Source organism: Paractinoplanes toevensis (genome assembly GCF_018332695.1).
Classification (GTDB): domain Bacteria; phylum Actinomycetota; class Actinomycetes; order Mycobacteriales; family Micromonosporaceae; genus Actinoplanes; species Actinoplanes toevensis.
Map to the genome: position 1 here is coordinate 1 of NZ_BOQN01000030.1, position 14,579 is coordinate 14,579.

Sequence of the window (14,579 nt, forward strand, 5' to 3'; positions counted from 1 at the left end):
TGCCGGCCCGCTGTGCCGGCCGCCGCTGTGGCAGATCTTGTGGATCTGGTGCGCGGTCCGCACGGGAACTCGACAAGGTCGAGGCAAATCTGGGTGCCGCTGGCGGATATATGCGGCATGTCTGGGCGCTCGGCCAGGGGTGCCAGGTCGTCGAGGCCGGCCAGGCCGGGTTCGAACGCGCCGGGCGGCAGACCGGCCGCCGGGCGCGGCTCACGATGTGGAAGCGCCGCCCATACAGCAGGACCGGGTTGCCGCGATGTGGGACGACGACTCGGGTGATCTTCAAGGGACCCGCCCTGCCGGCGATCACTCGGGGGCGAGACGCTGCCTGGGCCACGCCCTAGCCCTCGTGATCGGCCGGGCAGGCTCCTAGGCGCGCCGGTCGGGAGTTGGGAACTGCTCGTCCGGCCCGGGCTCCGGGTAGCGGGGGAGACGTAGGCGCCAGGCGAAGATCGCCCACGTGCCGCCGGTGCAGATCAGCCAGGTGACGGTGGCGTGGATCAGGCCCCGCCAGAGGTAGTCGGGGGTGGTGGCGTCGATCGCGTAGGTTCCGATCTCGCGGACCGACCAGAACGGCATCAGTTTGGCGGCGAGGCCGGCCGGGTCGGCGAGCATCTGCACCGCGCAGATGCTGAGCAGTGCCAGGGCGCCCTCCAGCTCGCGCGGCAGGAGTGCGGCGACCAGGCCGCCCAGCGGAGCCGCCAGGACCGCGGCCAGGACCATGATCAGCGCCACCACGGCGGGACGGTCCAGGTCCTGGTCGAGTGCCGTCAGTACCCAGTAACCGAGGGCCAGCGCTACCCCGCCGCCGGTCATCGCGAGCAGGCGGCCGCCGATCACCGCGGCCGTCGAGGCGCCGCTGAGCCGCAGGCGGGGGTCGACGCCGCGGGAGGCGTTCACCACGAACAGGGTGAGCGTGGAGACGGCCCAGCCGATGCCGAGCGTCAGCATCCGCACCGATTGACCGGTCAGGTCGCGCCGGACCAGGTAGAACCAGAGCGGCAGGGTCACCACCAACACCAGCGCGGTGCGACGCCGGCTCACCTCGCGGGCGGACAGGGCGGCCACCACCAGCGCGGTCATGCCGCGGCTTCCTGTCCGGGCGCGGTGGGGTGCCGCTTGGTGTGGGCGGTCATGCCGCGCCCTCCTGTCCGGGCGCGGTCGGGTGCCGCGTTGTGGATGGTCATGCGGTGGCTCCGAGGTCGTGGACGTGGTCTACGTGCTGGAGGTCGTGCAGCAGGTGGGTTACCACCACGATTGCGCGGCCGGCGTCTCGCCAGGACTGGACCTGTTGCCAGAAGTCCAGGTAGGTGCCCTGGTCGAAGCCCTGGTAGGGCTCGTCCAGCAGGAGCAGGTCGGGGGCGTGCAGCTCGCCTAGGACCAGGTTGAGTTTCTGCCGGGTGCCGCCGGACAGGTGCTGGGTCAGCTGCGATTTCGCCGGGCGCCAAGCCAGCTTGGCGGCCAGGTGCTCGCCGGTTGAGCGGGAGCGGCGGGGTGCCATCCCGGCGGCCGCGCCGAACAGGGTGAAGTGTTCGTCGGCGGTCAGCCAGCCGGCCGTGCCGGCGTCCTGCGGGACGAAGCCGACCCGGCGGGTTCGTTGCACGCTGCCGCTGGTCGGGCGGGTCAGGCCGGCGCAGATGCGGAGCAGGGTCGACTTGCCGCAGCCGTTGGCGCCGACGATGGCCGCTACCTCGCCGGCCCGGACGGTCAGGTTCACGCCGGCGAACACCGTGCGGCGGCGGTAACGCTTGCCGACTCCGGTGAGCCGTAGCCGCACCGGGCCCTTCGTGCCGCTGAGCGGCAGGGTCGCGGTGTTGAGTTCGGTGAGCAGGTGCCGGGCGTAGAGGTGGGCCGGGCCGAACAGGCTGTCCGGCGCGGCCGCGCACTCGGCGGCCTGCTGGGTGGTCTCGTCGGCGAGCTGCCGCGCCCGGCCGGGCTGCACGCCGAGCCGCAACAGTTCGGCCTCGAACCGGGAGTCCCAGCCGGTCACCGCGGCTCCTCCGAACCCGCCGCGCGGCCCGTCCCGGCGACGGCGTCGGCCGGGAGGGGGTGGTTGGCGCCGGCTGCGATCAAGGTGTCTATGCCGGTGCGGAACTGCTGCCACTCCGTTGCCTGGGCGTCCAGTTCGGCTCGGCCGGCCGGGGTCACGGCGTAGTACTTGCGGCGTGGGCCTGACTCGGAGGGGTGCCAGTTCGGCGCGGCCAGGCCCTGCTGTTCCAGGCGGAGCAGGGCGGGGTAGAGCGTGCCGCCGGGCACGTCGGCGACGCCGGCCGCGGCCAGGCGCTGGGCCAGGCCGTAGCCGTAGTCGGGCTTCTCGCGCAGCATCGCCAGCAGGCACAGATCTAGGAACCCGTGCAGCCACGGGCGGGATACCACCATGGTAGGTAGGCTAGCTGCTAAGCAGGCTGCCTTACTAGTCGCCCAGCTCGCGGAGGGCGCGCAGGTGCACGGCGGCCCAGGTGCGGAACGGCTGCAGGCCGGGGAGACCTGGTCGAGGGTGGTGCCGGGGCCGTAGCGGGCGGTGATCTCGGACTTCAGGCGGGTCTCGTGCTGCGGGACGGCGTCGGGGTGGTTGGCGCCGCGCAGGATGACCAGCTCCGCGCCGAACGGGCCCAGGCCTTTCACCTGTTGCACCTCGGCCATCGCGGTGGGTGCGTCCAGCGCTCGTAGCCGGGCGCCGTCCAGGACTCCCGCCAGGGCGGCCTCGGCTATCGACCGCAGGTACTCGGCCTTGGGGCCGGGCAGGTCCAGCTCGAGGGCTCGGAGCCGGTCGGGGGCCGGGAAGGCGCCGTCCGGGCCGAGCAGGGTCTCGCGCAGGCGGGCCGCCTCGGGGATGCGCACGCGCTGGGACAGGACGGCCCAGGCCGCGGCCTCGTAGGGGGAGTGGAAGCCACACGGCCGCAACCCGGGCAGGCGCTGCTGGGCCGCGCCGATGACCCGGTCCCGGGTGCCGACGGCGGGCCAGTCGCGGGCGTCCACGTCGAGGGCCAGGAAACGGGCGGTCTGTTCGGCGGCCGCGTCCAGGTCGCCGGGGCCGGCCACGGTCAGGTGGGCGGTGCTGCCGTCCTGCCGCACGGTCGCGGTGGCGGCCGACCAGTCGCGCTCGACCCGGAAGACGGTTCGTAACGCCTCGTCGCGGGGCTGGTCGCGCAGGGCCGCCGGGGTGAAGCCTTCCCAGAACCGGCGGGAGGTGGCCAGCGACCAGGGGCCGGCCACCTCCCGGGTGGTTGTCTGCTGTCGCATGGGGTTGATCCTGCCGGACCGCCCCACGCGAAAGGCGCGCTCCGGCCCCGGCGCCGCGCCTGGCCGGCGCCGGTGGATCCGGGACTCGGGCCGGCCCGTACTTATGAAAAACGCAGCTTGCTCGGGTCGCCTATGCGGAGCGTTCGGCCGCCTGGATCGCGTTGCGGAAGAGCATGGCGACCGTGGTCGGGCCTACCCCGCCGACCCGCGGGGTGATCGCGCCGGCGACCTCGGCGCAGCTCTCGTCGACGTCGGGGAGCAGGCGGCGACCCTCGTAGCGGACGCCGGCGCCGATCACGACGGCGCCGGGCCGGACGTGTTCGGGCTGGATGATGCCGGGGACGCCGGCCGCGGCGATCAGGATCTCGGCGCGGCGGGTGTAGCGCGGCCAGTCCTCGACGCCGGTGTGCACGACGGTGACCGCGGCGTTCGCGGTGGGGCGCTTCTGGGCCAGCAGCATCGCGAGCGGGCGGCCGAGCGTGGCGCCGCGGCCCAGGATGACCACCTCGCGGCCGGCCACCGGGATCTCGTGGTGGGCCAGCAGCGCCTCGATGCCCGCGGGAGTGCAGGGGAGCGGGCCGGGCAGGCCGACCGCGAGCCGGCCCATGTTGAGCGGGTGCATGCCGTCGACGTCCTTGTCGGGGTCGAGGGTCTGCAGCGCGGCGTCGTAGTCGAGGTGGCCGGGGATCGGGTATTGGATCAGCACGCCGTGCACGGTCTTGTCGGTGTTGAAACCGGCGATCACCTCGTGCAGTTCCGCCTGCGTGGTGTCGGCCGGCAGGTGCCGGTGCGGCGACTCGAAGCCCAGCTCGGCGGCCTGGCGCTGCTTGATCCGGATGTAGCCGGCGCTGGCGTCGTCGTCGCCGACCAGGATGGTGGCGAGGCTCGGCACGATGCCGGCCTCGCGGAGACGGGCGGCGCGGGTGGTCACGTCGGCGAGCACGGCCTCGGCGACCGGAGCGCCGGGAAGAAGACGGGCGGTCATGCCCGCAAGCTTGCCTTACGATCCGGTCTCAGCCTTGTGCAGGTTGTGTGTAGGAGGTCGCACTGTCCGTTCGCGTGGCGTGCGGGGCGGCGCGCCGCCGATAGACTTCACGCTCATGAGCGAAGCCCTGCTGGCGTCCATCACCTGTCCCGGTGACCTCAAGCGCCTCACCACCGAGCAGCTGACGCAGCTGGCCGCCGAGATCCGTGACTTCCTCGTGGCCAAGGTTTCCCGCACCGGCGGCCACCTCGGCCCCAACCTCGGTGTGGTGGAGACCACCCTGGCGCTGCACCGGGTTTTCGATTCGCCGCGGGACCGGGTGCTGTTCGACACCGGCCACCAAGCCTACGTTCACAAGATCGTGACCGGCCGCCAGGACGGCTTCGACCTGCTCCGCCAGCGCGGCGGCCTCTCGGGGTACCCGTCGCGCGCGGAGAGCGAGCACGACCTCATCGAGAACTCGCACGCGTCCACCGCGCTGTCATATGCGGACGGTCTCTCCAAGGCGTTCGCGCTGCGCGGCGAGGACCGGCACACCGTGGCCGTGGTCGGCGACGGCGCGCTCACCGGGGGCATGTGCTGGGAGGCGCTCAACAACATCGCCGCGGCGAAGAACCGCCTGGTCATCGTCGTCAACGACAACGGCCGCTCCTATGCGCCGACGATCGGCGGGCTGGCCGACCACCTGTCCACGCTGCGGCTCAACCCGGGCTACGAGCGGGTGCTCGACCTGGTGAAAAATGCTCTCGGCTCGACCCCGGTGGTGGGCAAGCCCGCCTACGAGGTGCTGCACGCGGTCAAGAAGGGCATCAAGGACGCGGTCAGCCCGCAGCCGATGTTCGAGGACCTCGGCATCAAGTACATCGGCCCGATCGACGGCCACGACATCGTCGCGATGGAGTCGGCGCTGCGCCGGGCCAAGGGCTACAACGCGCCGGTCATCGTGCACGCGGTGACCCGCAAGGGCTTCGGCTACCGGCCGGCCGAGCAGGACGAGGCCGACCGCTTCCACGGTCCGGGCAGCTTCGACGCCGAGACCGGCAAGTTGCTGGCCAAGCCGTCGGTGAAGTGGACGCACGTCTTCGCCGAAGAGCTCGTGAAGATCGCCGACGAGCGGGTCGACGTGGTCGGCATCACCGCGGCCATGGCCGAGCCGACCGGCATCGCGGAGCTCGCCAAGAAATACCCGGAGCGCGCCTACGACGTCGGCATCGCCGAGCAGCACGCCGCCACCAGCGCGGCCGGCCTCGCGATGGGCGGCCTGCACCCGGTGGTCGCGGTCTACGCCACGTTCCTCAACCGGGCGTTCGACCAGGTGCTGCTGGACGTCGCGATGCACGAGCTGCCGGTGACGTTCGTGCTGGACCGGGCCGGCATCACCGGGCCGGACGGGCCGAGCCACTACGGCATCTGGGACATGAGCGTGTTCGGCGTGGTGCCGGGCCTGCGGATCGCCGCCCCGCGGGACGCCGCCAGCCTGCGCGAGGAGTTGCGCGAGGCGATCGCGATCGACGACGGCCCGACGATCGTGCGGTTCCCGACCGGCGCGGTCGCAGCGGCCACCCCGGCCGTGCGCCGCCTCGGCCAGGTCGACGTGCTGCGCGACGACGACCGCAAGGACGTTCTGCTGGTGGCGGTGGGCTCGTTCGCCGGGCTCGGCCTCGAGGTCGCCGAGCGGCTGGCCGGGCAGGGTTACGGCGTCACCGTGGTCGACCCGCGCTGGGTGCGCCCGGTGCCGATCGAGCTGATCGGCCTGGCCGGTCAGCATCGCCGGGTGGTCACCCTGGAGGACGGGGTGCGGGCCGGCGGGGTCGGCGACGCGGTGGCGAGCGCTCTGCGCGACGCGGCGGTGGACGTGCCGCTGCGCGATTTCGGCGTGCCGGTGGGCTTCCACCCGCACGGCAGCCGGTCGGAGATCTTGACCGCGCTCGGCCTGACCGCGCAGGACATCGCCCGGGACGTCATTGAGTGGGTGTCCCGGATGGACGATGCCTCAATAGAAGTCGCATAACGGTATGAACGGGACCGCCGGCGGGCGGTTCCGTTATCTAGTCGTTATTTTTGGTCCATGGACGTCGTCATCGATCTTGGCTACGACCGGGGCGAACCGCTGCAGTACCGGGACCGGAACCGCTCGTCGGTCCAGTCCTGGTCACCGGCCGCCCTGCTCGGGGTGCTGGTGCTGCTGCTGGCCGGTGCCTCGGCCGGGCCCGCCAAGCCGCCGATGAACCCGCTCTTCCGGCTGCAGATCGGGCCGGCCGACACGTACGCGGTGACCGGCGACGGCCAGCTGCTCGCCCAGACCTTCGGCCTGCTGACCTCCTACGACCTGGACAGCGGGAAGCTGAAGTGGCAGGCCGGGCAGTCCACCCCCGCCTACCGGCTGCGGCTGTCCGGCGGGCTGGTGCTGATGCGGCCCTGGACCACCAGCGCCACCGAACCGGCCACCACCGCCGTCTCCAGCTTCACCGGCGCCGCCCAGTGGGAGCGGCCCGGCACCGTGGTCACCGTGGCCGGCTCGACCGCGCTGCTCGCCGTCGACTCGGTGCGCAGCCTCACCGGCAGCGGCCGCCGGGTGCAGGGGCCGATCGACGCCGTCGACCCGATCACCGGCAACACGCGATGGACCGTGCGGGTGCCGTCCACCGCGGTGCTGATCGGGGTGCCCGGCCGGGCCGACGACGCCTCCCGGATGCTGCTCGTGCACGACGACCGGACGCTCGCCCTGCACGACCTGACCGACGGCCGCCGGCTGGCCTCGACCACGGTGCCGGCCGCCGACTACAACCCGGACAACCCGATCGTGGCCGGCGGGCGGATCCTGCTGCGGCACCCCGGCATCCTCGGGCCGGAGATCTCGGCGTACGACCCGGTGACGCTCAAACAGACGTGGACCGTGCCGGCCGGAAACTCCTATCAGATGTCGGCGTGCGGCGTGCTGGCCTGCCTGTCCGGTTCGGACGAGGTGCGCGCCCTCGACCCGGCCACCGGCGACCAGCTCTGGTCGCACCGCGGCTGGCAGGGCATCCAGGAGTACGGGACGACGCTCATCGCCTACGGCGAGCCCGACGGCTCCGACCCGGTCGGCGTCATCGACCCGGTCACCGGCGCCGTCCGGGTGGACCTCGACGGCTGGCGACCCGTCACCGGCACCGGCACCGACGGCCGCCTGGTGCTCATCCGCTCGGTCGACGACGGAGCCCGTAGCATGGTCGCCGTCGCTCACCCGGGCGACGCGCGACCACAACCGCTTGCCGCGCTGCCCGCCGGCACCGGCGACTGCCAGGCCGCACCCGCCCGGTTGATCTGCCGGACGATGTACGGCGAACTCGTCGTCTGGGCGTACCAGGAAGGGTGAAGCGTTGGCGCTGATCGAGCTGGACCTGACCGCCCAGCCCGACCTGACGCCCAGCACGCCGCCACCCGCCTACCGTTACCGCCTCCCCGGCCTGATCCTCGCCGTGGTGCTCGCGTTCGCCCTCGGCGGCGCGGCCCAGCCCCACCGGACCATGTGGCGATACCTCGGCGCGGTGCCACCGCCGGGCGGCGCCGAGACCCAGACCCGGCTGATCGGCGACCGGATCTACACCATCTCCGGCTCCGGCGGTGAGCGGGTGACCACCGCCTTCGAACTGAATTCGCCGCCGCGCGAACTGTGGACCGTCCGCTACCCCGGACGGGTGATCGGGCCGGACGACATCGGGTTCGGCGGGGTGGAGGCCCGGCAGGCCGGCGACGCCGTGCTGCTCAGCGACGGACCGGCCACCACCGTCGTGGACGCCGCCACCGGCCGGAGCCGCTTCCACTCGGAGGTCGGCATCTACCCGCTGGCGGGCGGGCACATCGGCGTCGTGCAGAACCAGGTGTTCCGCGAGGGCACCCTCTACGACCAGGAATCCGGCGACCCGGGCCTGCTCTACTTCTCGTCCACCGGCCAGCCGCACGTCGAACCGCCGGTCCGCACCGAGGTCCGCGGCGTCGACCTGGTCACCGGCGACACCCGCTGGACGGTCGCCCTGCCCGGCTCGATCAACGTCCTGACCAGCGGTTCCGCCGTGCTGGTGGTGGCCTCCGACCGGCTCGAACGCATCGACGGCGACACCGGGACCGTCCAGCGCACCGCCCTCCTGCCCCGGCTCGGCGTCCAGCGCCCGATCGGTGGCGCCCTGCTCCGCGGCATGATCGTCGTCTACTACGGCACGGACGGCGTGCCCGCCGAGGACGTCGTCTACGCCCCCGACACCCTCGCCCGGCTCTGGCAGTACCCCGAACCCCAGGTCCTGCTCGACCCGCCGAACTGCGGGGCGGTGCTCTGCTCCGGGCCGCGCAACGCCCTCGACGTGCTCGACCCGGCCACCGGGCGGGTGGCCTGGCGGGCGCCCGCCACCGTCGACCTGGACATGCTCGGCGACTACGTGATCGAGATCGTGACCGGCGCCGACGCCCCGCTCCGGCTCGTCGACCCGGCCACCGGTGCGCAGCGGGTCGACCTGAACGGCTGGAGCGCCGAGATCTCCGGTGGGGCCGGGGCGCCGCTCGTGTTGCGCAAATCCCTCGCCGGCGGGCGCAGCGCGTTCGGGGCGGTGCTCGGCGACCGGGTGCAGGTCCTCGGGGCCAGCACCGGACCGGTCAGCGAATGCGGCTCCAACCACGCGTACGTGATGTGCCGCGGCAACGACGGCCTGGAGATCTGGGCCTATCGGTCCTGAGGCCGCATGATGATGGAATCATGGCCGAGGCGCTGATCGATCTCAGTGTCGCCGCGCCGGCCGAGCATCCCCAGCCGGTGCCGTACCGGGCCGTGCTCGGCGTGCTCTCCCTGGTGCTGCTGGCCGTGCTGGCCGGCTCCGCCCCGCGGCTTCCACCGCGGCCGCCGGCGATCATCCCGGCCCGGCTCGGCGACGCCACCTTCGTCGACGGCGACCGGCTCTTCGTCGTCGGCACCGGCCGGCTCGAGACCTACATGAACCGGGTCATCGCCGGCTATCGGCTGCCGGCGGCCTCCCCGCTCGGCCGCACCGCCGTCACGGTGGCCGGCGCGGTCGTCGGGGTCCAGCAGGCCGGTGACGTCCTCGTGGTCGCCTACCAGTTCAACACCAGCGGCAACACCGGCGTGGTGGCGCAGGTCGTCGGCTCCGCCACGCCCTCGTGGCGCCGCAACGCCCGACTGGTCGGCACCTCCGCGGCCGACGGGATCGCGCTCCTCGACGACGACAGCGGCATGATCGCCGTCGACGTGCGGACCGGCGCGCTGCGCTGGCGGGTGCCGCGCCCGGCCGACGGGTACATCGCGCCGGCCGGCGACGGTTTTCCCCACTGGCTGGTGCTGACCACCGACTCGGGCCGGCTGGAGACCTACGACCCGCACACCGGGCGGCGTCTCGCCGCGGCCACCGTGCCCGCGCTGACCGGCCGGGCCAACGGGCTGCTCTGGCCGGTCAGCGACCTGGTCATGGCCGACACCGGGCACGGCTTCGACGGCTACCGCCTGCCCGACCTGACCCGGCTCTGGCACACCGCGGTCGACCTGTCGCAGAGCTGGATGGAAGCCGACTGCGGCCGGCTCATCTGCACGTTCCGGCAGCAGCGCGGGATGACCGCCCTCGACCCGGCCACCGGTCGCGAGTTGTGGCGGTCGCCGCGATGGGCGTGGGCCGAACCGTACGGCGGCTATCTGCTGGGCAGCGCCGGTGAGGACCAGGTCTACTGGGTGATCGACCCGGCCGACGGCGAACCGCTCGGCAACTTCGGCGGCTGGCGGGGCCTCGGCGTGGCCGGCGGCCGGCTCTACGGGATGAAGGACGACCGCTACTACGGGGTGCTCGACCCGGCCACCCGCGAGGTCGACTACCTGGGCACCGCCGCACGTGTCTCCGGTGACTGCGAGGTCGGTTCCGGCGCGCTCATCTGCCGGCTCGTCGACGCCTCCGTCGCCATCTGGCACCTTGGGTAACCTCTCTCTTACGGCGTCTTCACACCCGATTGGGAAGGCTGAGCGGCGTCGGCGACGGAGGGTCAGCGGTGCGCGTATTGGTGGTCGAAGACGAGCGGAACCTCTGCGACGCGATCGCACGGGGACTGCGGCGCAAAGGCATGGCGGTCGACGTCGCCTACGACGGTCTCCAGGGCCACGAGATGGCGTACGTGACGCGGTACGACGTGGTTGTCCTCGACCGGGACCTGCCCGGCATGCACGGTGACGAGATCTGCGCGGCCCTGGTCGAGTCGGGTGCGCTCACCCGGGTGTTGATGCTCACCGCCAGCGGCACGGTCGCCGACCGGGTCGAGGGTCTGCAGCTCGGCGCGGACGACTACCTCGCCAAGCCGTTCGCCTTCGAGGAGTTGGTGGCCCGGGTGCAGGCCCTCGGCCGCCGCGCCACCCCGGCCGCGCCGCCCGTGCTCACCGCCGGTGACCTGGTGCTCGACCAGACCCGCCGGGTCGTCACCCGCGGCGGCGTGCCGATCGAGCTCACCAACAAGGAGTTCGGGGTGCTCGAAGAGCTGCTCAAGGCGCGCGGCGGCGTGGTGTCCAGCGAAGAGTTGCTGGAACGGGTGTGGGACGCCAACACCGACCCGTTCACCACGACCGTCCGGGTGACCGTGATGACCCTGCGCAAGAAGGTCGGCGACCCGCCGCTGATCGAGACCGTGGTCGGCGCCGGTTACCGGGTGCCCGAACCGGTCGGCCTCTCGTGACCGTCTACCAGGGCCGCGGCAACCGCCTCAACCTGCGCCCGACGCTGCGCCTGCGGCTCACCCTGCTCAACGGCATCCTGCTGGTCGGGGCGGGCGCCATCCTGGTGCTGCTCGCCTGGCTGCTGGTCGGCGACGCCATGCACCCCGTCGTCGCCCTGGCCGATGGCTCGAAGGTGACCCTGCGCGACGGCACCACCCAGGACGCTCTGAGCTGGCAGGCCGGGCTGGTCGACCGGGCCTCCCGTGAAGTGCTGGTCAAAGGCCTGGTAGCGCTGTTCGCGATCGGCATCATCGGCATCGCCGGGGCCTACGCGGTGGCCGGCCGCGCCCTGCGCCCGTTGCACGCCGTCACCCAGACCGCCCGCCGCCTCGGCGAGGAAACCCTCGACCAACGCATCCGCTACTCCGGCGCGGACGACGAGGTCGCCGAGCTGGCCCGCACCTTCGACGCCATGCTCGACCGGCTGGCCGGCGCGTTCGAGTCGCAGAAGCGCTTCGTCGCGAACGCCTCGCACGAACTGCGCACCCCGCTGGCCGTCATGCGCACCGAGATCGACGTGACCCTCAGCGACGACGAGGCCGACGTGGCCGAGTACCGCCGCATGGCCAAGGTGGTCCGCAACGCCTCCGAGCGGGCCAACGGCCTGGTCGACGCCCTGCTCGTGCTGGCCCGGTCGGAAGCCCAGTCGGGCCGGCGGCTGGCCCGCAAGGTCCCCGCCGACCTGGCGATGAGCGTGACCAACGCGCTGTCCGCGGTGAAACCCGAGGCCGAACGCCTCAAGCTGGAGGTCACCACCGACCTGCAGCCGGCCCCCGTGGTGGGCGACCCGTCCCTGCTCGACCGGCTCGCCGGCAACCTCATCGAGAACGCGATCCGCTACAATCACCTGCTCGGCAAGCTCTGGCTGCGCACCTCGATGGTCGACGGGCAGGCGCGGCTGGTGGTCGGCAACACCGGTTACGAGGTCGAGCCGGCCGACGTGCCGGGCCTGTTCGAGCCGTTCCGCCGCGGCGGTTGGGAACGCACCGGCTCGCGCGGCTCCGGCCTGGGCCTGTCGATCGTCCGAGCCGTCTGCGACGCCCACGGCGGCACGGTCTCCGCGGTCGCCCAGCCCGGCGGCGGCCTCGAGGTCACCGTCTCCCTGCCCACCGCCGACGCGACCCCGGTGGTCGCCGCGACCGCATCGGTCCCGCGAGGCAAGAACCTCGGCATAGCGACTTAGGTCCGGGCCCGGCGTGCGGTCTCCGCGTGCGGTCAGGCGGCCAGGGTGTGGTCGCCGGCCTGCGTCTCTCGGCGGACCGTGCGCAGGCGCGACGTCGTGATGCCCAGCTCGGCGGCGATCTCGGCGTCGGTCAGCGTCGGCCGCTCGGCCTTCAGTCGATCGGCCAGGGCCACCGTTTCGGCCGGGCTGCGTCGGGCTCTTTCTTTCTTTTCGGTACGCGTCTGAACGGTCCCGTCGACCCGGGTGGCGCCGGCTCTCACGGTGGCCGAGCTGCGTTGCGCGGGAACGGCACGACCGGTGGCGGCCGGCGGCCGCGCCTGCCGGGTCACCGTGGGGCTGAACCCGGTGCCTTCGGCACCGGTGGCCCGGGGAAGAGCGGCAGCCGCCTCCTCCAGTGCGCGACGGCGCAACGGTGAACCGCTGGCGCGCCCACCGGCCTCGCGACCCGCGCCGCCACCGTGCGCGGCGGCGGTCGCCGTGGTTTCCGTGGCGAAGGCGGGCCCGGTCGCGTCCAGGCCGGGCGGGCTCATCGACGGTGTGGGAATCAGGCCGGGGATTACCGGGTCGGGGACGGTGGCGTCAGTGGCCGTCGCGTGCGTGGCCGGGTGGGCGGCTGTGGCGTGCGTGGCTGGGTGGCCCGCCGCCGCCTGCGTGGCCGGGTGGGCGGCTGTGGCGTGTGTGGCCAGGCGGCCGGCCGCCGCCTGCGTGGCCGGATGGGCGGCTGTCGCGTGCGTGGCCGGGTGGGCGGCTGTTGTGGGCAGGTCGGTGCCGTCGCGCTCCAGGGACGTGATGCGGCCGCCCAGCTCGACCAGGCAGATGCTGGCCACCACGATCAGGCCGTCGACCGACAGCGGCAGAAGGTAGGGGGAGGCGCCGGTCTCGCCGTAGCGGGCGGCCACGCCGGCCATGTGCCAGTAGGACACCCAGGCGGCGATGCCGGCGATCGTCGCGGTGGCGATCAGCCGGGCCGCGGCCAGCCAGCGGCGGTGCACCGGCACGCGGGAGATCAGCTCGACGGTGAGCAGCAGGGCCAGCGGTGGCCAGGCGGCGATGGCCTGGCTGATCGGGTTGTCCAGCGCGTGCAGGACGTTGGCGACGACGGACGCGGCCACACCCAGCAACAGTGTGGCGCGGACCGCCCACCGGACGCGGCGCAGGTGCTGCAGAACCACCACCGGAATCGATCTCCTCAGCCTGATCGGGAACCGCCCCATCCTGACCGCTGAGGATTACGACAGCGCTCCCGGCCCGGAACCGTGACAGGTCCGTGCCGGGAGCGTTGTCGATGCGTGATCACCGCTATCGGCGTGTCAACTTGACTCGCTCAGCTGCGCTTCTCGATCTGGGCGCGGAGCTTGGGGAACTCGGCCTTGGCCTTGCTCACCGACTTGAAATACCAGATCACCATGCCGAGGCTGCCCTCGTCGGCCCAGCTGCAGATCGCCATGTCGATGCCGGAGGTCGAGGTGCTGCCGCACTTGGCGGTGCCGCCCAGCGAGCCGGTCGGTGCCTCGGCGATGTTGGTGATCTTCAGGCCGCCGACGCCGGCACCCAGGAACGTCTGGTTCAGCTCCTTGTCGGGGTCGTCGATCGGCGCCTCGGCCGCCGCGACCACGACGATGTCCTGCTTCTCCACCGTGCCGTAGAGCGAGCCGACCGAGTTGGTGGCCGACGGGACCGCCGCGAGGCCGTCCTTCAGCTCCTTGGCGATGTCGGCGAACTGCGGGTCGGTCAGCTTCGGGCGGCCGCCCAGCGTCGCCGGCTCGACGATCTTGATGGTGGAGGCCGCCTTGGTCGGCTCGGTCGTCGGCTCGGCGGTCTGGGTGCTCTGGGTGGTCGGCAGCGTCGAGTCGGACGCCGAGTCGTTGATCTCGTCGACCTTGTTCTTGCCGATCATGTAGATCGCGGCGACGCCACCGACGCAGAGCACCAGCACGATCGCGATCGAGGTCAGCACGATCGGCAGGACCTTCGACTTCTTCGGCGGCTGCGGCGGCGGGAAGCCGGGCTGGCCGAACTGCGGCTGCTGCGGCTGGCCGTACTGCGGCGGCTGCTGACCGTACTCGGGCTGGCCGTACTCCGGCTGGCCGTACTGCGGCTGCTGCCCGTACGGCGGCGGGGGCGGGGTCGAACCGTACTCCGGCTGGCCGGACGTCGGGTACGCCGTGGTCGGCGGGTACGACGGCTGCGGCGGCACCGAGGTCGGGACGTCCGGGTTGGGCTGGCCGCCGTATGGCGGCTGGCCGTACTGCGGCGGCTGCGGCGGCTGCCCGTATTGCGGCTGACCGTACTGAGGCGGCTGCTGGCCGCCCTGGTAGGGCTGGCCGGAAGAAGGCTGACCGGAGTACGGCGGCTGCGACATCAAAAGCTCCATCGATCGGGTATCCCGCTTGCGAGACTATCGGCCCTCCGCCAGGGCGGTCGCCCCCCTA

12 protein-coding genes are annotated in these 14,579 nt (G+C 72.7%); 6 read left to right on the forward strand and 6 right to left on the reverse strand.

The genetic code is table 11. The features are described from left to right. Nucleotides 1–369: 369 nt before the first annotated feature. The 4 genes from Ato02nite_RS11210 to Ato02nite_RS11225 form a co-directional block, all read right to left on the reverse strand. The gene (locus tag Ato02nite_RS11210; RefSeq protein WP_213006391.1) at nucleotides 370–1,083 is read right to left on the reverse strand and encodes a hypothetical protein; all 714 of its coding nucleotides are present in this window, start codon (nucleotides 1,081–1,083) and stop codon (nucleotides 370–372) included. Nucleotides 1,084–1,183: 100 nt separating this feature from the next. Further along, nucleotides 1,184–1,990, reverse strand: a complete 807-nt coding sequence (locus Ato02nite_RS11215; RefSeq protein WP_213006392.1) for an ATP-binding cassette domain-containing protein — start codon at nucleotides 1,988–1,990, stop codon at nucleotides 1,184–1,186. Next, nucleotides 1,987–3,243 carry a helix-turn-helix transcriptional regulator gene (locus Ato02nite_RS51535; protein WP_246606575.1) on the reverse strand — a complete coding sequence of 419 codons (1,257 nt, stop codon included), beginning with the start codon at nucleotides 3,241–3,243 and terminating at the stop codon, nucleotides 1,987–1,989. Before Ato02nite_RS51535 ends, Ato02nite_RS11215 begins: the two co-directional genes overlap by 4 nt. 130 nt (nucleotides 3,244–3,373) lie before the next feature. Beyond that, nucleotides 3,374–4,228 (reverse strand): bifunctional 5,10-methylenetetrahydrofolate dehydrogenase/5,10-methenyltetrahydrofolate cyclohydrolase, encoded by an 855-nt coding sequence (locus tag Ato02nite_RS11225; RefSeq protein WP_213006393.1) that lies wholly within the window; start codon nucleotides 4,226–4,228, stop codon nucleotides 3,374–3,376. 115 nt (nucleotides 4,229–4,343) lie between these two features. Here Ato02nite_RS11225 and dxs point away from each other — a divergent pair, with 115 nt between their 5' ends. The 6 genes from dxs (at nucleotide 4,344) to Ato02nite_RS11255 (ending at nucleotide 12,147) form a co-directional block, all read left to right on the forward strand. Next, on the forward strand, nucleotides 4,344–6,239 hold the full coding sequence (gene dxs, locus Ato02nite_RS11230) for a 1-deoxy-D-xylulose-5-phosphate synthase (RefSeq protein ID WP_213006394.1): 1,896 nt from the start codon (nucleotides 4,344–4,346) through the stop codon (nucleotides 6,237–6,239). Between the two features lie 57 nt (nucleotides 6,240–6,296). Continuing rightward, entirely contained in the window at nucleotides 6,297–7,586 is a 1,290-nt protein-coding gene (locus Ato02nite_RS11235) for an outer membrane protein assembly factor BamB family protein (protein WP_213006395.1), read from the forward strand. A 4-nt stretch (nucleotides 7,587–7,590) separates the two neighbouring features. Next, on the forward strand, nucleotides 7,591–8,937 hold the full coding sequence (locus Ato02nite_RS11240; RefSeq protein WP_213006396.1) for a PQQ-binding-like beta-propeller repeat protein: 1,347 nt from the start codon (nucleotides 7,591–7,593) through the stop codon (nucleotides 8,935–8,937). A gap of 20 nt (nucleotides 8,938–8,957) precedes the next feature. Further along, on the forward strand, nucleotides 8,958–10,181 hold the full coding sequence (locus Ato02nite_RS11245) for a PQQ-binding-like beta-propeller repeat protein (RefSeq protein WP_213006397.1): 1,224 nt from the start codon (nucleotides 8,958–8,960) through the stop codon (nucleotides 10,179–10,181). A 68-nt stretch (nucleotides 10,182–10,249) separates the two neighbouring features. After that, on the forward strand, nucleotides 10,250–10,924 hold the full coding sequence (locus tag Ato02nite_RS11250; RefSeq protein ID WP_213006398.1) for a response regulator transcription factor: 675 nt from the start codon (nucleotides 10,250–10,252) through the stop codon (nucleotides 10,922–10,924). Further along, the gene (locus Ato02nite_RS11255) at nucleotides 10,921–12,147 is read left to right on the forward strand and encodes a sensor histidine kinase (RefSeq protein WP_213006399.1); all 1,227 of its coding nucleotides are present in this window, start codon (nucleotides 10,921–10,923) and stop codon (nucleotides 12,145–12,147) included. The genes Ato02nite_RS11250 and Ato02nite_RS11255 overlap by 4 nt, the downstream gene beginning before the upstream one ends. A 32-nt stretch (nucleotides 12,148–12,179) precedes the next feature. On the opposite strand, the gene Ato02nite_RS51540 is transcribed toward Ato02nite_RS11255, so the two are convergent. After that, nucleotides 12,180–13,322 carry a DUF2637 domain-containing protein gene (locus Ato02nite_RS51540; protein WP_246606589.1) on the reverse strand — a complete coding sequence of 381 codons (1,143 nt, stop codon included), beginning with the start codon at nucleotides 13,320–13,322 and terminating at the stop codon, nucleotides 12,180–12,182. A 149-nt stretch (nucleotides 13,323–13,471) separates the two neighbouring features. Further along, the gene (locus tag Ato02nite_RS11265) at nucleotides 13,472–14,509 is read right to left on the reverse strand and encodes a hypothetical protein (protein WP_213006400.1); all 1,038 of its coding nucleotides are present in this window, start codon (nucleotides 14,507–14,509) and stop codon (nucleotides 13,472–13,474) included. Between the last annotated feature and the right edge of the window lie 70 nt (nucleotides 14,510–14,579).

Bases quoted from the DNA above. Each gene is read 5' to 3' on its own strand.
- Ato02nite_RS11210 (WP_213006391.1), bottom strand. From the start codon at position 1,083: ATGACCGCGCTGGTGGTGGCCGCCCTGTCCGCCCGCGAGGTGAGCCGG.
- Ato02nite_RS51535 (WP_246606575.1), bottom strand. From the start codon at position 3,243: ATGCGACAGCAGACAACCACCCGGGAGGTGGCCGGCCCCTGGTCGCTG.
- Ato02nite_RS11225 (WP_213006393.1), bottom strand. From the start codon at position 4,228: ATGACCGCCCGTCTTCTTCCCGGCGCTCCGGTCGCCGAGGCCGTGCTC.
- dxs (WP_213006394.1), top strand. From the start codon at position 4,344: ATGAGCGAAGCCCTGCTGGCGTCCATCACCTGTCCCGGTGACCTCAAG.
- Ato02nite_RS11235 (WP_213006395.1), top strand. From the start codon at position 6,297: ATGGACGTCGTCATCGATCTTGGCTACGACCGGGGCGAACCGCTGCAG.
- Ato02nite_RS11245 (WP_213006397.1), top strand. From the start codon at position 8,958: ATGGCCGAGGCGCTGATCGATCTCAGTGTCGCCGCGCCGGCCGAGCAT.
- Ato02nite_RS11265 (WP_213006400.1), bottom strand. From the start codon at position 14,509: ATGTCGCAGCCGCCGTACTCCGGTCAGCCTTCTTCCGGCCAGCCCTAC.